The 18,589-nt window shown below is 66.0% G+C and carries 24 protein-coding genes; 9 read left to right on the top strand and 15 right to left on the bottom strand.

What is annotated here, in order from left to right:
• Positions 1-244 precede the first annotated feature (244 nt).
• From DM373_RS11200 to DM373_RS11165, 8 genes are all read left to right on the top strand, one after another.
• Positions 245-700 carry a (2Fe-2S)-binding protein gene (locus tag DM373_RS11200; RefSeq protein WP_110993707.1) on the top strand — a complete coding sequence of 152 codons (456 nt, stop codon included), beginning with the start codon at positions 245-247 and terminating at the stop codon, positions 698-700.
• Complete coding sequence (locus DM373_RS11195) at positions 700-2,946, top strand: xanthine dehydrogenase family protein molybdopterin-binding subunit (RefSeq protein WP_110993630.1); 2,247 nt, start codon at positions 700-702, stop codon at positions 2,944-2,946. Before DM373_RS11200 ends, DM373_RS11195 begins: the two co-directional genes overlap by 1 nt.
• Before the next feature lie 17 nt (positions 2,947-2,963).
• Positions 2,964-4,304 carry a c-type cytochrome gene (locus tag DM373_RS11190; protein WP_110993629.1) on the top strand — a complete coding sequence of 447 codons (1,341 nt, stop codon included), beginning with the start codon at positions 2,964-2,966 and terminating at the stop codon, positions 4,302-4,304.
• Between the two features lie 80 nt (positions 4,305-4,384).
• A complete protein-coding gene (locus tag DM373_RS11185) occupies positions 4,385-5,401 on the top strand; it encodes an XdhC family protein (RefSeq protein ID WP_110993628.1) in 1,017 nt (338 codons plus the stop codon).
• Between the two features lie 101 nt (positions 5,402-5,502).
• Positions 5,503-6,081 carry a hypothetical protein gene (locus DM373_RS11180; RefSeq protein ID WP_110993627.1) on the top strand — a complete coding sequence of 193 codons (579 nt, stop codon included), beginning with the start codon at positions 5,503-5,505 and terminating at the stop codon, positions 6,079-6,081.
• 70 nt (positions 6,082-6,151) lie between these two features.
• Positions 6,152-6,706: a lipocalin family protein gene (locus DM373_RS11175; RefSeq protein WP_110993626.1), complete on the top strand. Its 555-nt coding sequence runs from the start codon at positions 6,152-6,154 to the stop codon at positions 6,704-6,706.
• Positions 6,707-6,775: 69 nt separating this feature from the next.
• On the top strand, positions 6,776-7,081 hold the full coding sequence (locus tag DM373_RS11170; protein ID WP_110993625.1) for an NIPSNAP family protein: 306 nt from the start codon (positions 6,776-6,778) through the stop codon (positions 7,079-7,081).
• A gap of 102 nt (positions 7,082-7,183) precedes the next feature.
• Complete coding sequence (locus tag DM373_RS11165; protein ID WP_244215061.1) at positions 7,184-7,729, top strand: hypothetical protein; 546 nt, start codon at positions 7,184-7,186, stop codon at positions 7,727-7,729.
• Between the two features lie 15 nt (positions 7,730-7,744).
• Here the strand turns inward: DM373_RS11165 and DM373_RS11160 are convergent, their stop codons facing one another.
• The 12 genes from DM373_RS11160 to DM373_RS11105 form a co-directional block, all read right to left on the bottom strand.
• Positions 7,745-8,023 carry a hypothetical protein gene (locus DM373_RS11160; protein ID WP_110993624.1) on the bottom strand — a complete coding sequence of 93 codons (279 nt, stop codon included), beginning with the start codon at positions 8,021-8,023 and terminating at the stop codon, positions 7,745-7,747.
• A gap of 65 nt (positions 8,024-8,088) precedes the next feature.
• Complete coding sequence (locus tag DM373_RS11155) at positions 8,089-8,631, bottom strand: EndoU domain-containing protein (protein WP_110993623.1); 543 nt, start codon at positions 8,629-8,631, stop codon at positions 8,089-8,091.
• A gap of 83 nt (positions 8,632-8,714) precedes the next feature.
• Positions 8,715-9,497 carry a glycoside hydrolase family 19 protein gene (locus tag DM373_RS11150; protein WP_110993622.1) on the bottom strand — a complete coding sequence of 261 codons (783 nt, stop codon included), beginning with the start codon at positions 9,495-9,497 and terminating at the stop codon, positions 8,715-8,717.
• A gap of 85 nt (positions 9,498-9,582) precedes the next feature.
• Positions 9,583-9,972, bottom strand: coding sequence for a hypothetical protein (locus tag DM373_RS11145; protein ID WP_110993621.1), 390 nt, complete (start codon positions 9,970-9,972; stop codon positions 9,583-9,585).
• An 18-nt stretch (positions 9,973-9,990) separates the two neighbouring features.
• A complete protein-coding gene (locus DM373_RS11140; protein WP_157966836.1) occupies positions 9,991-10,239 on the bottom strand; it encodes a hypothetical protein in 249 nt (82 codons plus the stop codon).
• Positions 10,223-10,528: a hypothetical protein gene (locus tag DM373_RS11135; protein WP_110993619.1), complete on the bottom strand. Its 306-nt coding sequence runs from the start codon at positions 10,526-10,528 to the stop codon at positions 10,223-10,225. Before DM373_RS11135 ends, DM373_RS11140 begins: the two co-directional genes overlap by 17 nt.
• Positions 10,528-10,800 (bottom strand): hypothetical protein, encoded by a 273-nt coding sequence (locus DM373_RS11130; RefSeq protein WP_110993618.1) that lies wholly within the window; start codon positions 10,798-10,800, stop codon positions 10,528-10,530. Before DM373_RS11130 ends, DM373_RS11135 begins: the two co-directional genes overlap by 1 nt.
• Before the next feature lie 83 nt (positions 10,801-10,883).
• Positions 10,884-11,498, bottom strand: coding sequence for a DUF2589 domain-containing protein (locus tag DM373_RS11125; RefSeq protein ID WP_110993617.1), 615 nt, complete (start codon positions 11,496-11,498; stop codon positions 10,884-10,886).
• 20 nt (positions 11,499-11,518) lie between these two features.
• A complete protein-coding gene (locus DM373_RS11120; RefSeq protein ID WP_110993616.1) occupies positions 11,519-11,995 on the bottom strand; it encodes a DUF2589 domain-containing protein in 477 nt (158 codons plus the stop codon).
• Between the two features lie 214 nt (positions 11,996-12,209).
• A complete protein-coding gene (locus tag DM373_RS11115) occupies positions 12,210-13,280 on the bottom strand; it encodes a helix-turn-helix domain-containing protein (protein ID WP_244215060.1) in 1,071 nt (356 codons plus the stop codon).
• A gap of 144 nt (positions 13,281-13,424) precedes the next feature.
• Positions 13,425-13,712, bottom strand: coding sequence for a HigA family addiction module antitoxin (locus DM373_RS11110; protein WP_110993615.1), 288 nt, complete (start codon positions 13,710-13,712; stop codon positions 13,425-13,427).
• Positions 13,713-13,929: 217 nt separating this feature from the next.
• On the bottom strand, positions 13,930-14,406 hold the full coding sequence (locus DM373_RS11105) for an Lrp/AsnC family transcriptional regulator (protein WP_244215059.1): 477 nt from the start codon (positions 14,404-14,406) through the stop codon (positions 13,930-13,932).
• Positions 14,407-14,513: 107 nt separating this feature from the next.
• Between DM373_RS11105 and DM373_RS11100 the strand changes: the two genes are divergently transcribed.
• Positions 14,514-15,359: an EamA family transporter gene (locus DM373_RS11100; RefSeq protein ID WP_244215058.1), complete on the top strand. Its 846-nt coding sequence runs from the start codon at positions 14,514-14,516 to the stop codon at positions 15,357-15,359.
• Between the two features lie 80 nt (positions 15,360-15,439).
• Here DM373_RS11100 and DM373_RS11095 read toward each other — a convergent pair whose 3' ends face one another.
• The 3 genes from DM373_RS11095 to DM373_RS11085 all read right to left on the bottom strand — a co-directional run bounded on the left by DM373_RS11095 (position 15,440) and on the right by DM373_RS11085 (position 18,371).
• Positions 15,440-15,895, bottom strand: a complete 456-nt coding sequence (locus DM373_RS11095) for a GNAT family N-acetyltransferase (protein WP_110993613.1) — start codon at positions 15,893-15,895, stop codon at positions 15,440-15,442.
• Positions 15,892-16,089, bottom strand: a complete 198-nt coding sequence (locus tag DM373_RS11090; RefSeq protein WP_110993703.1) for a DUF1737 domain-containing protein — start codon at positions 16,087-16,089, stop codon at positions 15,892-15,894. The genes DM373_RS11095 and DM373_RS11090 overlap by 4 nt, the downstream gene beginning before the upstream one ends.
• A 470-nt stretch (positions 16,090-16,559) precedes the next feature.
• Entirely contained in the window at positions 16,560-18,371 is a 1,812-nt protein-coding gene (locus tag DM373_RS11085) for a glycoside hydrolase family 15 protein (protein WP_110993612.1), read from the bottom strand.
• Positions 18,372-18,589 lie beyond the last annotated feature (218 nt).

Here is an 18,589-nt window from a genome sequence, read left to right as displayed (position 1 = left end):
CGGCTTGCCGGCGATGAGGCCCGCCACGCGCCATTGCCCTGGCGCACTAGCGCAATCCGCTGGAATGCTTGCCTGATCCTCTGAACTTGCAGGCCCATGGATGGGAAACCCGGCACCCCAGGACTAAAGTTCGCTCAGGTTCGACAACTGTTGCCAACAGAGGCGGCGCCTCGCTGCGCCACCCTGCCCATAACGATCCGACATCAACCGATGATCAGCACGATGAGCCATGGAGCCCACCATCATGGAACTACGAATCAACCAGAAGACCTACCAGGTTGACGCCGAAGCCGACACCCCCTTGCTGTGGGTGATCCGTGACGATCTTGGCCTGACCGGCACCAAGTACGGCTGTGGCCTGGCCCAGTGCGGCGCCTGTTCGGTGCTGGTGGACGGCAACGTGGTGCGCGCCTGCGTGACGCCGGTGGCCGGGGTGGTGGGCCGCGAAGTGACCACCATCGAGGCGATCGAGGCCGACGCCATCGGCAAGCGGGTGGTCGCGGCCTGGGTCGAGCATCAGGTGGCGCAGTGCGGCTATTGCCAGTCCGGCCAGGTGATGGCAGCCACCGCGCTGCTCAAGCACACCGCCAAACCCAGCGATGCGCAGATCGACGCAGCGATGGTCAACCTGTGCCGCTGCGGCACCTACAACGCCATTCATGCTGCCGTGCATGCGCTGGCCCAAGGGGAGAACGCCTGATGAGCACGCGCATCGACACCCCAGAGGACTTGCTCAAGCTGCCCGTGGGCGAAACCGTCAACCTGTCGCGCCGACGCTTCCTCGCCGGCACCGCCGTGGGCGCCCTGGTGCTCGGCTTCGGCCTGCCGCTGGGCGCGCCGCGGGTGCAGGCTGCGGCAGCGACTGCCGAGCGCGGCACCCAGGTGCCGGCGTTCCTGGAAATTCGCCCGGACGGCACCGTCCGCCTGCTCAGCCCGTTCATGGAAGGCGGCCAGGGCACCTTCACGGCCATGGCACAGATTGTCGGTGAAGAGCTGGACGCCGACCCCGCCAGCTTCGTGGTCGACAGCGCCCCGCCCGGCGAAGCCTACGTGGTGATGGAAAACGGCATGCGCATTACCGGTGGTAGCATGTCGGTGCGCATGAGCTACCCGACCATGCGCCGCCTCGGTGCGCTGGCCCGGGCCATGCTGCTGCAAGCCGCCGCCGAGCAGTGGGGCGTGCCGGTGAGCGAACTCGGCACCGAGCCGGGCAAAGTGATGCATGCCGCGTCTGGCCGCTCGCTGGGCTACGGCGAACTGGCCAGCCGCGCCATGGACCTGCCGGTGCCGGACCCGGCCGGCATCACCCTGCGCGACCCCAGCCAGTTCCGCTGGATCGGCAAGCCGGTGCGGCGCCTGGATGCCTACGACAAGTCCACCGGCAAGGCCGTCTACAGCATCGACGTCAAGCTCGACGGCATGCTCCACGCCGCCGTGCAACATGCGCCGCGCCTGGGGATGACGGTGGGCAGCCTGCGCAACGAAGACCAGGTCAAGGCCATGAAGGGCGTGCACTCGGTGCATCAGTTGCCCGGTGCGGTGGCAGTGGTCGCCGAACGCTGGTGGCACGCCAAACGGGCGGTCGAAGCCTTGCAGGTGGACTGGAAGGCGCCTGGCGCCGACAGCAAGGTGCGGCCGATGCCAGCGGACTTTTCCAGCGCCGCCTGGCTTGAACACCTGGCCAGCCAGCCCGGCACGCCCCGCGACGACGAACACGAAGGCGATGTGGCCGCCGCCCTGGCCAGCGCCAAGAGCACGGTCGAGGCCAGTTACCACAACCAGTACCTCAACCACGCCCAGCTCGAGCCACCGTCCGCCACCGCGCGGTTCAACCCCGACGGCACCCTGGAGGTGTGGCTGCCCAACCAGGCGCCGGACATGTTCCGCGACGATATCGCCAAACGTACCGGCCTCGACGCTGCACAGATCACCCTGCATTCGCCGTTGCTGGGCGGTTTCTTCGGCCGGCACTTCCTCTACGACTCGGCCAACCCCTACCCCCAGGCCATTGCCCTGGCCAAGGCGGTCGGGCGCCCGGTGAAGCTGATCTGGACCCGTGAGGAGGAATTCCTGCGCGACGTGCTGCGCCCGGTGGCGGCGGTCAAGTTCCGCGCCGGGCTGGACGCCGAAGGCTTCCCGGTGGCCATCGAGGCCGTCAGCGCCACCGAAGGCCCTACCGAAGCCCTGGCCGGCCAGCAGGGCGAAAAACTCGACCCCACCGCCCTCGAAGGGTTGTCGGGCAAGGCCTACGCCATCGCCAACAAGCGCATTGCGCAGGTGTATGTGAAAGGCCCGGCCATGCTCGGTTACTGGCGCTCGGTGGGCAATTCGTTGAACGATTTCTTCTATGAGGCCTTCCTCGACGAACTGGCCGACAAGGGCGGCCACGACCCGTTCGAGCTGCGCCTGCACCTGCTGCGCGACAACCCGCGCCTGACCCAACTGCTGCAGGCGGTGGGCGAACTGTCCGGCGGCTGGAAGCGCGGGCCGTTCACCGCCGAAGACGGCAGCAAGCGCGCCCGGGGCGTGGCCATGGCTTCGCCGTTCGGCTCGGAGGCGGCGGTGATCGCCGAGGTGTCGATCGAAGGCGGCCAGGTGAAGGTGCACGACATCTGGCAGGCCATCGACCCGGGCAGCATCGTCAACCCGGCGATCATCGAGGCCCAGGTCAATGGCGCGGTGGCCCTGGGGCTGTCGCAGGCGCTGGTGGAGGAAGCGGTGTGGCTCGACGGCATGCCGAGGGCGCGCAACTACGACCTGTACCCGATCCTGCCGCCTTCGCGCATGGCCCGGGTGCATGTGCGCATCGTCGAGAGCGGCGCAAAGATGGGCGGCATAGGCGAACCGCCGCTGCCAGCGGTGGCGCCTGCGGTGGCCAACGCGGTGGCGCGCTTGACCGGCCAGCGCATCCGCAGCCTGCCCCTTAGCCGCTACAGCTTCAGCTGAGCCGACAGGAACGCCCCATGAACAACCGTCGCTTCGCAACAACTGCGGGCTGGCTGGCCCTGCCGTGCCTGGTCGCGGCAGGCCTGCTGGCCTGGTACGTCACCCGCGAGCCTGCCTCGCCCTTCACCGCCGACACGCCCGTGGACGCGGCGCTGGTCAGCCGAGGCGAGTACGTCGCCCGGCTCAGCGATTGCGTGGCCTGCCACAGCCTGCCCGGCCAGGCGCCGTTCGCCGGTGGGCTGGAGATGGCAACGCCCTTGGGGGCGATCCATGCCACCAACATCACCCCCGATCGCGAGCACGGCATCGGCGGCTACAGCCTGGCCGACTTCGACCGCGCCGTGCGCCACGGCGTCGCCCCCGGCGGGCGCCGGCTGTACCCGGCCATGCCCTACCCGTCCTACGCCAAGCTCAGTGACGACGACGTGCGCGCGCTGTATGCCTTCTTCATGCAGGGCGTGCAGCCGGCCAACCAGGCCAACATCGCCAGCAGCATCCCCTGGCCGCTGAACCTGCGTTGGCCGATCGCCCTATGGAACGGCCTGTTCGCGCCGAACACGCCCTATGCACAGAAACCTGGGCAGGATGCGCTGTGGAACCGTGGCGCCTATATCGTCCAGGGCCCCGGCCACTGCGGCAGTTGTCACACCCCCCGGGGCCTGGCGTTCAACGAGAAGGCGCTGGATGAGGCCGGTGCACCCTTCCTCGCCGGCGCCCTGCTCGACGGCTGGTACGCACCCAGCCTGCGCCAGGACCCCAACACCGGGCTGGGCCGCTGGAGCGAGGCGCAGATCGTGCAGTTCCTCAAGACCGGGCGCAACCAGCATGCCGTGGTGTACGGCTCGATGACCGAGGCATTCAACAACTCCACGCAGTACATGGCCGACGCTGACCTGGCCGCCATCGCCCGCTACCTGAAATCGTTGCCGGGCGACTCGCAGCGCGACGGCGCGCCCTGGCAGTACCAGGCCGTGTCCGCCGCCAGCCGCCTGGAGGCGCCCGGCGCCCATACCTACGTGACCCGCTGCGCCAGCTGCCATGGCCTGGATGGCCAGGGCCAGGCCGAGTGGATGCCGCCGCTGGCGGGCGCCACCTCGATGCTGGCCAGCGAAAACGCCTCGGCGATCAACATCACCCTCAACGGCTCGCAGCGCATCGTCGCCGCCGGGGTGCCGGACGCCTACCGCATGCCGGCGTTTCGTGAGCAGCTCAATGACCGGGAGATTGCCGAGGTGTTGAGTTTTGCCCGCGCGACCTGGGGCAACCAGGGCGGCGCCGTGGACGCCAAGGCGGTCGGCAAGTTGCGTGGCCATACCGACCCGGCCAGCAGCAGCCCGATCATTTTGCATATGCGCTGATACCCCCTCGCGCCGCTGCGACTTGCCCCGCGAAGGACAGAAAGCAAAGCCTGTCATGAGTTACCGAGGCCACGTACACCATGGAAAGCATCGACCTGCTGGTCCTGCGCACCGCCCACGACTGGCTCAAGGCCAGTCACCGCGTACTGCTCGCCACTGTCGCCCGTACCTGGGGCTCGTCGCCGCGCCCGGTGGGCTCGATGATGGCCTTGCGCGGTGATGGCCGGGTGGTTGGCAGCGTCTCTGGCGGCTGCATCGAAGACGACCTGATCCTGCGCTATACCAGCGCCCATGGTGGCCCCGGGCTGCCCATCGGCGCCCCCGAGGTGCTTCGCTATGGCATCAGCGCCGACGAGGCGCACCGCTTCGGCCTGCCGTGCGGCGGCACGCTGGAACTGATCCTCGAATTCAACCCCGAGCCCCAGCTGTTGCAGCGCTTGCTCGATCAGCTCGACAGCGGCCAACTGGTACGCCGCGACCTTGCCCTGCAAGACGGCAGCGTTACCCTCCAGGCCACTGCCACCCCGGCACAGTTCAGCTTCGACGGCCAGCACATGCGCAATACCCTCGGCCCCGGCTACCGCATGCTGCTGATCGGCGCCGGCGCGCTGGCCGAATACCTGGCGACCATGGCCCTGTTCAACGGCTTCCGCGTGGCGGTGTGCGACCCGCGCCCGGAATACCTGGCCAGCTGGGCGGTGGCCGGCGTCGAACACCTCGCGGGCATGCCGGACGACGCGGTGCGCGCCTTCCGGGCCGACCTGCGCAGCTGCGTCATCGCCGTCAGCCACGACCCCAGGCTCGACGACCTGGCCCTGCTCGAAGCCCTGCACAGCCCGGCGTTCTACGTCGGCGCCATCGGCTCGCGGCGCAACAGCCAGCTGCGTCGCGAACGGCTGATCGAGCATTTTGGCGAGACCGAGCAATCGCTTGAGCGCCTGCACGGGCCGATCGGCGTCCACATCGGCAGCAAGACCCCGGCGGAAATCGCGGTCAGCGTGATGGCCGAGGTGCTGGCGGCGAAGAATGCGGTGCCGGTCCCAACGGTATCGCAGGGCAAGTCGCAGCGGCGAACCACTGCTCCCACGCAGGCCTGAGGCCACAGCGACAGCAGGTCGCCCCGCAAATTGGCCAACCTGTGACTATGCTTGAACCTCGCATGCCACTCACCGGTATCGATCACAAGGAAGACAGGCCAATGAATCCAACCCGCTCACTCGCCCGCGCCATTGCGCTCGCCTCGTTAGTGTCCGCCGCCAGCTTCACCGCCCACGCCGCCGAACTGCCCATTGCCAGCGAAGCCCTGGAAAGCCATGTCAGCACGCAGGTTACCGCCATCGACCAGGCCAACCGCCAGGTCACCGTCAAGGGCCCGCATGACAAGGACGTGACCTTCCAGCTCACGGAAAAAGCCAAGGCCCTGCCCAACCTCAAGGTCGGCGACAAGGTCGACATCTATGTGACCCGCGCGGTGGCCTACGTGCTGAACACCAACGTCGGCGGCGCACCGAAAGCCTCGGAAGAGGCTGGCACCATCCGCGCCACCAAGGACAACCCCAACCCCGGTGGCGAAGCCTTCCGTCAGGTGAAGGTCACTTCGCAGATCAAGAAGATCGACCTCAAGACCCACGAAGTCAGCCTGCTGCCGCCGGAAGGCAAGCTGCAGGTGGTCAAGGTCGAAGACCCCGAGCTGCAAAAACGCATGAAGAACCTCAAGGTCGACCAGACGGTGGACGCCATCTACACCGAAGTGCTGCGCATAGAGACCTCGCGCTGACCCGATAAAACCTTTTGCCCGGCCTGCGCATCGAACATCAGGTGACCCTTCAGCTTGCCAGGAGGTACCCATGACGATGCGTATGGCCTTGCTGCTGTCCTGCCTGACCCTCGCAGTGGCCGGTTGCTCCAGCTCGGCGCAGCAGCTGCCGCCCCCCACCACCCAGCAAGTCGACCTGCAACGCTACCAGGGCACCTGGTACGAGCTGGCGCGGCTGCCGATGTTCTTCCAGCGCAATTGCGTGCAGTCCGAAGCGCACTATGGATTGCGCGCGGATGGCCGGATCGACGTCGACAACTGCTGCAAGGAACGGGACGGCCAGTGGAACAGCGCCCACGGTACCGCCCAGGCGCAAGTGCCCGGCCGCACCGACAAGCTGTGGGTGCGCTTCGACAACTGGTTCAGCCGCCTGGCGCCCGACCTGACCAAGGGCGAGTACTGGGTGCTGTACCACGACCCGGACTACCGCGTGGCGTTGGTCGGCCACCCCAACCGCGAATACCTGTGGCTGTTGTCGCGCAGCCCGACGGTCAGCAGCCAGACCCGCGAGCAGTTGCTGCAACGGGCGCGCGAGCAGGGCTACCCCACCGAGAAACTGATCTGGCGCCAGGCGGACACGCCGTAACACCCATCGACGCCCGCCGCCGCCCCCTGTAAGGTGAGCCTCCCCGGCTCACCCAAAGGATTGCGTGCAATGATCACCTGCCACCTCAAGTACATCATCGACCCGTATCAGATCCCTGCCTTCGAGGCATACGGCAAGCTGTGGATCGGCCTGGTCAATCGCATGGGCGGCACTCACCACGGCTACTTCCTGCCCAGCGAAGGCGCCAACAACGTCGCCTACGCCCTGTTCAGCTTCCCCAGCCTGGCCGCCTACGAGCAGTACCGCACGGCGTCGGAAACCGACCCCGAGTGCATCGCCGCCTTCGCCCTGGCCACCGAGCAGCGTTTCATCCAGAGCTACGAACGCAGCTTCCTGCGGCCCGTGCACGGCTGAGCCTTGGCAACCAGGTTCGCGTCTGTCGCGGTTGCGCCGAACAGCCTGCCTCGCTAGCCTTGCGCTCCCGGCAAATGCCTCTCGCACAGCAAGGAACGCAACGTGAAGAATCTCGCAAGAACAGTGGGTATGGCTGGCCTGGGGCTGTTGCTTGGCTGCACGCCGGGCCAACGCTTGCCGTTCGATGTGCCATACGGTCACTACGAGAACTTCCTGCGTGAATACGTGGGCGACCGCGGTCAACTGACCTGCCAGGTGAGCATCGAGCAAAACCACACCGGCGACAAATGGGTACCCTCGGTGATCCTCGCCGCCGCCCAGGACGAGCGCGAAGACTACACCCTGTTCCTGTCCAGCTCACCGCAGAGCAACGGCAGCGATCAGCGCACGTTCCACCTGCGCACCTTCGTCAACGCCACTGCCGTCATCAGCGATCACTTCCTCAACGCACCCAATCGCAACGACCAGTACGGCCTGCGCCTGGCCTGGCATGCCGATGGTTCGATCAGCTACCAGGTCGACAACGGCGATGGCTGGACGCCCAAGGCCACGGTGCAGAACCCTGGGTTCAAGGTGCGCCATGTGAGCGCCCACGCCAGTGGTGTCAAAGGGATCGCGCACTGCGTGGTCAGTGACAGCGATGTGTGAACGGGGGTAGCCCAGTCAGGCGCCGGGCTGCTCCTTCCATGCCCGCAGTGCCTCGATGAACGTACCCAGCGGCACCCGCACGGCAGGCCAGTCTTTGACATAGTGGTGGCCGATCACCACGTCATCATCTTCGAACGCAACCTGATAGGCATTGCCGCTGTAGGCCTCTACCAGCCGGTTGCTGCGAGCGGCCAGGGCCTTCTCTAGCAAGTGCGCAAGGGCCGCGGCAGTGACTTCTTCGTCGAGAAACTGTTGCAGGCCGGCATGGGTCGCAGGGGGCGTACTTGGGGACATGGCGAGTTCCTTCTGTCTTCGAAACGGAAAAAGGGCCGCCACGGCCCTTTTCCCTGGCCTTGATTTCAATACGCAGGATAGGCCGTCCTGACCACGTTGCCACCGACGGTTTCCAGGTAGCCGACTATGTCGAATGACACCGTAGGCGTACCCGCGCCGCAGGTCGCCCCCGACGGGCCGGTGAAGCGGGTGCCGTTCAACGAAGTGCGGTTGTTATAGGCGTTCTGGATAGCGGCAACCACATTGGCCTGGGTGCAGGCGTCCGGGAACATCGTGGAAATGGTCTTGGTGCGCGTCTGCCCAGCCTGGGTGATGGTGAAGTTGTTCAGCGCGTAGATCCCGGCGGGCATTGTCGGCGAGACGGTGACGGTGGTGGCCGGGGTGGTCGCGGCGCTGTTGGGCATCACGCCGCCGGGGCGGCTATGCAGGCCTTTGGCGGCGCCACCGCTGACCTCGCCGCAGAATACATGCTGCTGGTCGACCGCAGGATTGCCCGCCGAATTGCCCTGCGGGCAGGCCACCGAGGTTTGCGCGAAGGCCAGGCTGCCGATGACCGCCAGGCCAGCCAGCGTGGCGCGCGCGCGTGGGAACACGAAAGTCTTTTTCATGATGAAGCTCCTTTTCTTGCGGTTGCAGGACGTTGTCGTCCTCGGGCTGCGCCACAGGCGGCGCAAAGGGGTGAACTGAAGGTTCAGCCGAGCAGCAGCCACTTGGCCCGGGCCAGGTAGGCGGCGCGATCGTCGACGCCGTTGAAGCCGCCGTTGATGCGACGGGTGATCTCGCGCAAGTTGTCCTGGTCGGCCCAATCGTTGAGCTTGCGGGTCATCCAGAACCAACCGGCGACATCCACCGCCAGGGCCGGGTCGGTACTCACCAGGGCGGGGTCGTCCTTGGCTTCGAAATCACGCTTGCAGTACTGGCCGTACTGGCGGTAGTTGGCGCGACCGGTCAGCTGGATCAAGCCGCGCCCCTTGAAGCGCGGGCCGTCGCCGGGCTGCAGGTTGCCCAGGTCCTTGCGCCCGTCGTAGGCACTGCCCGAGGCGAGTTCTTCGGTGTAACGCAGGCAGCCACTTTCATGGGCGATCTGCGCGAGGAAGTGGACGATTCGCAGCGGCGTGTCGATGGCGTAACGGGCGAACACGTCGAGCATCGGTTGCGTGAAGGCGTCGATGCGCGCACCGCTGGCGTTGATCATCACCGCCCACAGCTTGGGCGCGACCAGCCCGGCCGGCAGGCCAGTGCGCAGGGCTGCCAAGGTTGCATCATCGGGCTTGACCGGTTGCCCGGGCGGGATGCCAATGGCCTGCTGGAAGCTTGCCAGGGCACTGCGCGAAGCCGCGCCCCACTGGCCATCGGTACCGAGTTTGCAACTGAAGCCGCGTTGCCCGCTGTTGAGGTTGAGCAGCAGCTGCAGGCTGCGGACATCGGCGCTGGCGTTGTTGCCACCGGGGCCGACGCTATGGGTGATGCACATGGTCTGCTCCTTTTCGCAGGCAAGCCGCTCCCCGTGAGGCCGCGGGAGGGCCCTGCCTTGTCAGCGAATCAAAGGGTTGGTGGGGTTACTTGGCGGGTGGCGCCAGCGTGAGGGTGTAGGCCAGCTTGTTGGCCTGGGTATACAGCTGGACCTGCAGGCCGTCGGTGCCGCGCTGGGCCTGCAGATAGCCGAGCGTCAGCGAGACGCACCGGCCGGGGCCGCTGCCTTCGAGGCTATAGGTGCTGAGCGGCCCGTCGACACCGTTGAACTCAAGGTCAAAGCCACACTTCCATTCGCCGTTGAAGCGAACCTTGCCGGCGATGTCGCCAAGCCCGGCGGTGGCATCAATGTTCAGCAATACCGGCACCGGCCGGCCGTTGTCCTTGAAAGTACCCTGGTACTGGTCGTCGGCCCAGGCCGAGGCCAGGGTGGCCAGCGCAACCGCGCCAGCCAGTGTTGCAGCCAGATGTTTCATGATCACGCTCCTTGTTTATCAGTGATTGCCTGCTTCAGAACCCAGCACCAGCCCCGCCTTCTTGGCGATGGCAAGCGCCAGTTCAGGCTCTATCAGGCCCAGCGACACCAGCCCCGTCAGCAGCACCGCACCCAAGGCGCAGAGCAGCCATCTGGGCACCGACTTCGGCGCCGTCTGGCCGGGTTTGTCGCGCAGGATTGAACGCAGGGTCTGGGTCTCCTGCCGGGAGAGCAGCAGCCGCATCGAGCGGTCAGTTCGTTTGGGCATCGCCGTGGCTCCCGTAGCGTCCGACCAACTGGCCGTCGAGTTGCACGACGATCGCCTCGTTCTCGTTACCCGGCACCTCGATGCTCAGGGCGTGCAGTGCCTGCGGTTGCTGTGGTTCAGCGCCGATACGCAGTGCCAGCATGTCCTGCGCATCGCCGGCTTCGACGGTGGCCGCAAGCTGCACCTGCATCGAGACGATCTGCACACCCGGCCAACGCAGGCCGGTGGCCCGCTGCGCGCAGCGCATGGACTCGGCGAGGGTCTGAATGAAGTCTTGCAACTGTTTCATCACGAGGCCTCCTGGTCATCGGCCAGCCAGAACGGCCGGCGGCTGAAGCCCACGTGGTAGATCAGCGATTGCAGCACCACCTGGTGCTCACCGATGTTGAGCAGGTTGAAGGTTTTCTCGATGCCGACGATGCGCCCTTTGGGCGGCTCGCTCAGGCAACGATTGAGCAGCGCGGTCTGCGCCTGGATCACCTCGTGCGACGTCAGCTTTTCCGGATCGGTGCTGCCGACGACGATGCGTTTCACATATCCCACGTCCGTTAGATCGAACATCACGGAGCTCCCTTTCCGGAAAAGACTGACGGCCAACCGCTGGCAACGCTCAAGCAATCAGGCGGTTGGCGGTGTGCCGCCCCTTACTGCTGGGTGATGGCTTTTGGCGCAACCGACTGGGCAATCATGTCGAGTACCCGCGCCAGGCCTTCGGGCATGCCGTCGTCGGCCGCGTGGACCTCGACGTGGTACTTGGCCGACTGGTCAGTGGAGCGGGTGTTCTCCTTGTGCGAAGACACCGAGCCGGAGATGTTCACCTTGGCGCTGAATGGCCCCCAGCCGACACTGGCCTCGGCCGACATCGCCGCTTGCGCGTCGGTGGCCTCGCGTGACTGCTCGGAGTTCTTCACTTCCATGTCGAAGGTGATATCCACCTTGTTGATCGACAGGTTCGGCACCTTGACCACCGCCAGCAGCGGTACTTCAAGCTCTACCCGCTCCATCGGGATGGTGCCGTCGTCGGGCTTGCTGGTGGAGGGGCGGTCGAAACGGAAGCTGACCGTGCGTACGTCGCCCACTGCATTGGGGTCGGTGTTGTTAGGGTCGGGTGGCGGTGGCAGGAAGCCGATCACCTTGATGAAGTCGGCGGTGGCATTGGCCAGGCGTACCTGTGCGTCGCAGGCGGCGGTCAGCGGGCCGCCAATCAGGTCGCCCATGGGCAGGCCGCGGAACTGGTCACCCATCGAGAAGTTAGCCATGTGTGTTTCTCCTTCCTGGATCAGATCAATTTATCGAGGTTTTGCAACAGCCGAGCCATCCCCTCCGAAGGGGGCTGGGTTTCGACTTTGAGGGTGACGCGCGCCAGCGGCCCGCCTTCACCATTGCGGCGAACGCCCAGATCGACGTTCAGAGGCGTGTGGGATTCGCTCGGCCAGCCAGAGCCGTCATCGCCCGAGGCGGCAGCGACGCTTGGGTCGTCGGCGTTCAGGCCAACTTCGAACGAGATCTCCATGTCTTTCACCGACATCAGCCGCGCCCCCACGAGGGACAGCAGCGGCACGCGCACCACACGCTCTTCGCCGTCCTTCGCCTCGGGCGAATGCGAGGGCAGGCGCACATCGATACTGATCGGCCGATTGTCTGCGTCGAAGTACTGGCGCACGGTGGACACCTGGAAACGCTGGATCTTGTCCTGCGCCTCGGCGACCGCGCCGGCAATGCTCTGGATGAGATGGTGAAGGGATTGGTTCGCCACGTCAGACGCTCCTTGTCACGTTGGGTGCCGCTGCCGTCCTGGCGACTTCGCTGAGCCTGCACACCGGGGCTTTCACGCACCAGGGACGGCACCGGGTGGAGGAAGGGTTGGGTTACCGGGTGAGTTCAGGTTACGAGCGGGCCCGCAGGGTGTCCTGAGGCGTACGTCCCGAAAACCTGGCTGTGCGTCCCAAAATAGGCAGCACCGCATTGCCTCAATGGCAGGTCAGCTCGTTGATCCACTGCGCAAGCGCGGGTTCTTCACCAAGCAGCGCCATAAGCCGGGCATGGGTTGGCAGCTCGCCGCGCTGCAGCGCCGTGCGTGCCGAACTCGGGGACAGGCCGAACGCCTTGCGGAACACCCGGCTGAAGTACGCCTCATCGGCAAAACCGTTGGCGTAGGCCACGTCGCCAATGCGCATGCCGCCATTGCCCGCCTCGCCGAAGGCCAGCAGGCATCGCCGCAAGCGGCGTTGCAGCAGGTAATGGCGCACCCCTCCGAAACGCTCGAACGCCCGGTAAAGCTGGCTGCGCGAAGTGGCCAAGGCCTTGGCCAGCACGGCGGGGCTGAGGTCGTCGCGGTGCAGGTTGTGCTCGATGTACAGACGTGCCCGGCGGCCCAAGCTGGTCGGCCCGGGCTGCGCAGCGGCAGGTTGGCGGCTGGCCTCCTTGGCCAGGCACGCAGCCACCACCGCCAGTATCGGCAGGCTCAGGCGCACGCCTTCATCCTGGCCAAGGCCCGGCGCCGCCACGGCCAACGCCTTGAGTACTCCAGCCAGCAAGCGGCCGCTCGCGCTGCCTCGGCGCAGGACCAGGCCATGCAACTGGTTTGCCTCGTACGCCAACAGCGCCGTACGCGGTACCAACAGGCTCATGCCCTCACCCGACGCGGTACGGAAGTCCGCCGGCTGCGTCAGGTCGAGCACTGCCACATCGCCCGGCCATACCCGCAGCCCGTTGCCCGCCACCAGCCCTCGCTGCAGCGGCATGTGCAACAGGTAATGGTCGAGGTCGCAGCAACCCAGACGCAGGTGGTCGCGCCGATAGCGGGCGCCGTCCAGATGGCCGCTGCACAGCAGAAAGCGATTGAAGTGAAAGATCCGCAGCGACGCGTCGAAAGCGCCCTCGCCTGCTGCGCTGGTGTTGAACAGCACATCGGCGGTCAGGCGCCAGCTGGCAAAGCGCTGGTCCGGCGGCAGGCCGTGGGTTGTGGTGTGGACAGTAGGTAGGCGCGTGTCGCGCAGGGCGTCGTTACGGGGTGTTTCTTGTGAGGTGGTGCTTTCCATAGTGCCGACTCATCTTCCATAGGTGAGTCGGAAAAGTGGTTCACTTCTGAAAAGACATGCTGCTAAAGACCACCAAGACAGCCAGTCAATTCGTTACATCGTGTAGGAAGAAAGCCCGAGACGTTCGTCCCGGGCTTCGCGTTTTCAGGCAGCCTGATGAAGCCGCGTGATCACGGGTTGCTGGCGCTGCCGCGCCTGCCAGATGTCGTAGTCGACCTGGATGGTCAGCCACAGCCGCGCGGTGCTGATGCCGGCCATCTCCAGGCGCACGGCAAGGTCGGGAGAGACGGCCGCCCGGCCATGCAGTACACGGGACAGCGCTTCGCGGGAAAAACCCAGGTGCGCAGCGAAGGCCCTCACCGTCAGGCCCAGCGCGGGTAACACGTCCTCGCGCAGGGTTTCACCGGGGTGAGGCGGGTTGTGCATGGCCATGGAGAGCGTTCCTGTTATTTGCTTGAAGCGCACTGTGACTCCATGAGGTAAAGATCGCAAAACAAGGTTTGTGACGCAATGCGTCACACTTTTCGAAAACGCTGATCATCCTTCATCAACAGGTGGGGGCAACTGGCTTGTGTTGCTTGCACTGGACTCATCGCCGGCAAGCCGGCTCCCACAGGGCAGGCGCCACAGGCACACCTCAGAAGCAGCCCTACACTGTCACCCCCAACCCCACTTTCACCTTGTCCAGCACGATCAGCGTGCGGTAGGTCTGGATATCGTCGTTGTCGGCAAAGTGTTGCCTGACCAGTTTTTCGAAATGCGCGACGTTGCGCGCCAGCATGACGATGATGAACGACACCCCGCCGCTGACGAAGTAGCACTGCTGCACCTGCGGCACTCCAGCGAAATAGCGCTTGGCGCGGTCCATCACCAGCGAGCGGTCGTCGCACAGGCGCGACTCGACGATGGCGGTGAGCTCCTGGCCCAACGCCTCCGGAGCGATGACGGCAGTATTGGCAAGAATCACCCCGCTGGCTTCGAGCTGGGTGATGCGCCGCTGCACGGCGGGGGTCGACAGGCCGATGGCCTCGGCGATCACCCGCTGCGAGGTCTTGTTGTCCTGTTGCAGCATGCGCAGGATCGCCTGGTCGAAGCTGTCGAGCGGGCGCTTGGGCAAATCATTCATGTTCAGGGTCCGAAAAAAGCAATTCACTCATCCTGCGGCGCGTTATACAGCCAATGCTTCAGGGCCGGCGCAGTAGAATCCTGCCACGAATCTGCGTGGAGGTCGTTGTGCGCCAAGCCAACCCGGGGGCATTCACCCCCATCCTTGCCGCCCTGCTGGGGCTGGTGTCAGTGCAATCGGGCGCCGCCGTCGGCAAGGCCATCTTCCCGCTGGTGGGGCCGGAAGGCGTGGCTGCGCTGCGCCTGGGCCTCTCGGCGCTGATTCTACTGGTAGTGCTGCGCCCGTGGCGCATCTGGCGCCAGGCCAACCTGCGCGACCTGGTCGGCTACGGCCTGATGATGGGTTTGATGAACCTGCTGATCTACCGGGCGTTCCTGTACATCCCGGTGGGTATCGCGGTGTCGATCGAAGTGATCGGCCCACTGGGCGTCGCATTGTTGAGCTCGCGGCGGCGCATTGATCTGCTGTGGATCGCCCTGTCGGCGTTCGGCCTGGTGCTGTTGCCCTGGGGGGCCGGTGCAGATGGGCTGGACCTGCGCGGCGTGGCCTTTGCCCTGGCCGCTGCGCTGGCCTGGGGCCTGTACGTGACCTTGGGCACACGGGTGGCGGTGCATGGCCGCCAGGCGGTGGCCAGCGGCATGCTGGTGGCGGCGTTGCTCGGGGTGCCGCTGGGCACGCTGCAGGCCGGCAGCCAGCTGCTGCAGCCCACGGTGCTGGCCGTGGGGCTGGCGGTGGCCTTGCTGTCCAGCACCCTGCCCTTCCTGCTGGACATGTTCGCCATGCGCCACCTGCCGCCGAGTGTGTTCGGCGTGCTGCTCAGCGCCTCGCCGGCCGCCGGGGCGATTGCCGGCTGGCTGGTGCTGGGAGAGACGTTGAGCCTGCTGCAATGTGTGGGGATCGCGGCGATTGCGGCGGCTTGTGCGGGGGCCGCTTTGGTGGGGAGGCCAAGGTAGCGGGGGCGCTTTGCAGTGACCTTCCTGTGCTGGCCTCATCGCCGGCAAGCCGGCTCCCACAAGTGAAACGCAGGCCGTGGTTAGAGCAGTGACTTACGCATGAAGACCCGCTCAAACCCGTCCTGCGCAGCCCGATGCGTCTCGTGATAGCCCAACCGGGCATAAATCGCGATGTTTTCGGTCATCCGCTCATGGGTATAGAGCCGGATGGCCTCACACCCTGCGGCGCGGGCATGTGCCTCGCAGAAGTCCATCAGCATCCGCCCGACGCCCTGCCCTTTGCATGCGGGCGACACAGCGACGTTCACCAACAGCATCTCGCGCCCCTCCCGGCGCATGACCAGTAGCCCGACGATGCGCGAGGTCAGCGTGGCAACCAACACATCATCCTCGCGCACGACCTGTTGGTAATCGTCGAGCATCGGTGCCGGTTTGCGACCGATCCTGGCGATGTAAGGGCTGTAGGCTTCGCTGACCAGCGCCGCGATGGCGTCGGCATCCTCGACGACGGCCAGTCGCAGGGTGATTGCGTTCATTCTTCCACCGTCGGCCAGAGCACCGCCTGGGCGGCAATCACGTGGCCCAGGTTGGCATCGAAGGTGACGCTGGGCGAACCATGCAGCTTGTAGCCCAAGGCAAGCAGCTGCGAAATGCGCTGGCAGAAGCTGGCGTCGTCCTTGCCGGTGATCAGGCGGTAGACCGGCAGGCCGTCGGGGGGCGATGAAGTCATTGAGCAGTCCTTTTCGATGCGGGTGTAGATGTGCGCGGGGCTGGCCATCATGTCATAGCGATCTGGTGCTCGTCTTCGGATTGAGTCTGGGCCAACAGGTGCCTGGCGATAGATCTTCAGCGCCTATGAGATCGAGCGCCGCCCGCGCGGCGCTTCGCGGGTAAACCCGCTCCCACAGTTTGTTTCGGGCCAGTCTCTCCTATGTCATCACCTAGTCTGCCTTGTTGGTACGACGCGGTTTCAGTGTGGGCGTTGCCACCGCCCCACCGGACTCAAGGCATGCACCAAGGCAGGCGCCGGTACTTTCACAGAAATAATTGGCCCGAAACAAACTGTGGGAGCGGCGGTTCGCCGCTGCGATTTACCCGCGAAGCGCCGCGCGGGCGGCGCTCGATCTCATAAGCGCCGCAAAAACATCGGCAGGCACCTGGTGGCCTTCACCCACTCTGTCGCCATGCCCCTGGCAGCCCTCACCCTCTATCCCAACCAGCCCCTTGCGCCCTATCCCGCACCGGACACCGCGCCCGATGCAGATTCAACGCCGTATTGATGACCCCGATATGGCTGAACGCCTGCGGAAAATTCCCCAGCATCCGCTTGCCCACCGGGTCGTACTGCTCGGCCAGCAGCCCAACGTCATTGCACAACCCGGTCAGCCGCTCATACAGCGTTTGCGCATCCTGCTGGCGCCCAAGCAGCACATACACATCCGCCAGCCAGAACGAACACACCAGGAACGTGCCCTCCCCCGGCGTCAGGCCATCGCTGCAGCTGTCGCTGTCGTAGCGCAGCAGCAGGCCGTTGCGCAGCAGGCGCCGTTCGACCTGCTCAAGGGTGCGCAGAAAGCGCGGATCATCCGCCGGCAAAAAACCGGTCAGGGCAATCTGCAGCAGGCTGGCGTCCAGCTCGGTCGAGCCATAGGCCTGCACGAAGTGCTGCCCGGAAGGGTCCAGGCCACGCGTGCAGACTTCAGCACGGATCTGCTCGGCAACGCGCCGGTAGTGCCTACCTCGCTCGCGGTCTTCCTCGGTGGTCTCGGCCAGGCTGGCGGCGCGGTCGAACGCGACCCAGGCCATGACCTTGGAGTGCACGAAATGCTGGCGGCCGCCGCGCACCTCCCACAGACCTTCGTCAGGCTCGCGCCAGATGCTTTCCACGTAGGGCAAGATCAGCCGGGCGATGGCGGAGCTGCGCGGATGACGCGGCAGGCCGCCCTTGATGGCCTGGGTCATGGCGTCGGCGAGTTCGCCATAGATATCGAGCTGCAACTGTTCGGAGGCGGCATTGCCGACGCGCACCGGCCGGGAGTGCTCGTAGCCCGCCAGCCAGGGCAAGCTGAACTCGGGCAGGTCACGCTCCCCCGCCAGGCCGTACATGATCTGCATCTGCTCGGGGTTGCCGGCCACCGAACGCAGCAACCATTCGCGCCAGGCCTGGGCTTCGTCGAAGTAGCCGAGGTTCATCAGGGCCAGCAAGGTCATGGTGGCGTCACGCAGCCAGCAGTAGCGGTAGTCCCAATTGCGTTCGCCACCCACGCGCTCGGGCAGCGAAGTGGTGACGGCGGCGACCATGCCACCGGTGGGCGCGTAGGTCATGGCCTTGAGCGTCAGCAGCGAGCGGCGCACCAGATGGGTGTAGGGGCCGACGTCCGGGCAGCGGGCGGCGAAGGCCTGCCATTGGGCGATGGTCTGTGCCAGGTCATGATCGACATCGCAGCCGGGCTGCACGGGCAGGTGCGAGGGCTGGTGGCAAAGGCTGAATACCTGACGCTCGCCAGCGCCCACGCGAAAACGCGCAACGCTGTGATGGTCCTGGCCATGGGCTTCGACACTGCTGCGCAGTATCAGCCGGTCGGGGCCGGCCACCGCGCTGAGGGTCAGCGGGTCGATCTTCTCCACCCAGGGCACGCTGCGGCCGTAGTCGAAGCGCAGCACCAGGTCCATCTCGAACGCGGTAGCGCCCGCCAGGCCCTCGACGATGCGCACGATGGCGTTGCTGTCCCCCAGGGGCATGCAGTCGAGCACCCGGGCCCGGCCGCTGGCGGTAGTCCAGTGGGTTTCCAGCACCAGGGTGTCGTCGAGGTAGCGGCGTGTGCAGTGTTCCACCGGGTCACTGGGGGCGATGCGCCAGCGTCCGTTTTCTTCGTTGCCCAGTAATGCCGCGAACACGGCCGGGGCGTCGAAGCGTGGCAGGCACAGCCAGTCGATGGCGCCGTCGCGGCTGACCAGGGCGGCGCTGCGGCAGTTGCCGATGAGGGCGTAGTCTTCGATGAGGGCAGGCATCCGGGCTCCTTTGGCGGGTGGGCCTGAGGTTGGATGCCTGGGGGCGCTGGTCGTTCCGCCTGATTCGGCCTCATCGCGGGGCAAGTCGCATCGGCGCACCGCCGCTCCCACGACAGTGGACTACTCCCAAGGCTTGGATTGGTGTCCAACTTCTTGGGGGCAGCCCACTGTCGTGGGAGCGGCGGTGCGCCGATGCGACTTGCCCCGCGATGAGGCCG

The organism is Pseudomonas sichuanensis (assembly GCF_003231305.1).
Classification (GTDB): Bacteria; Pseudomonadota; Gammaproteobacteria; order Pseudomonadales; family Pseudomonadaceae; genus Aquipseudomonas; species Aquipseudomonas sichuanensis.
Note: the sequence above shows the minus strand (reverse complement) of the source record. Positions and strands in the feature narration are given on the sequence as shown.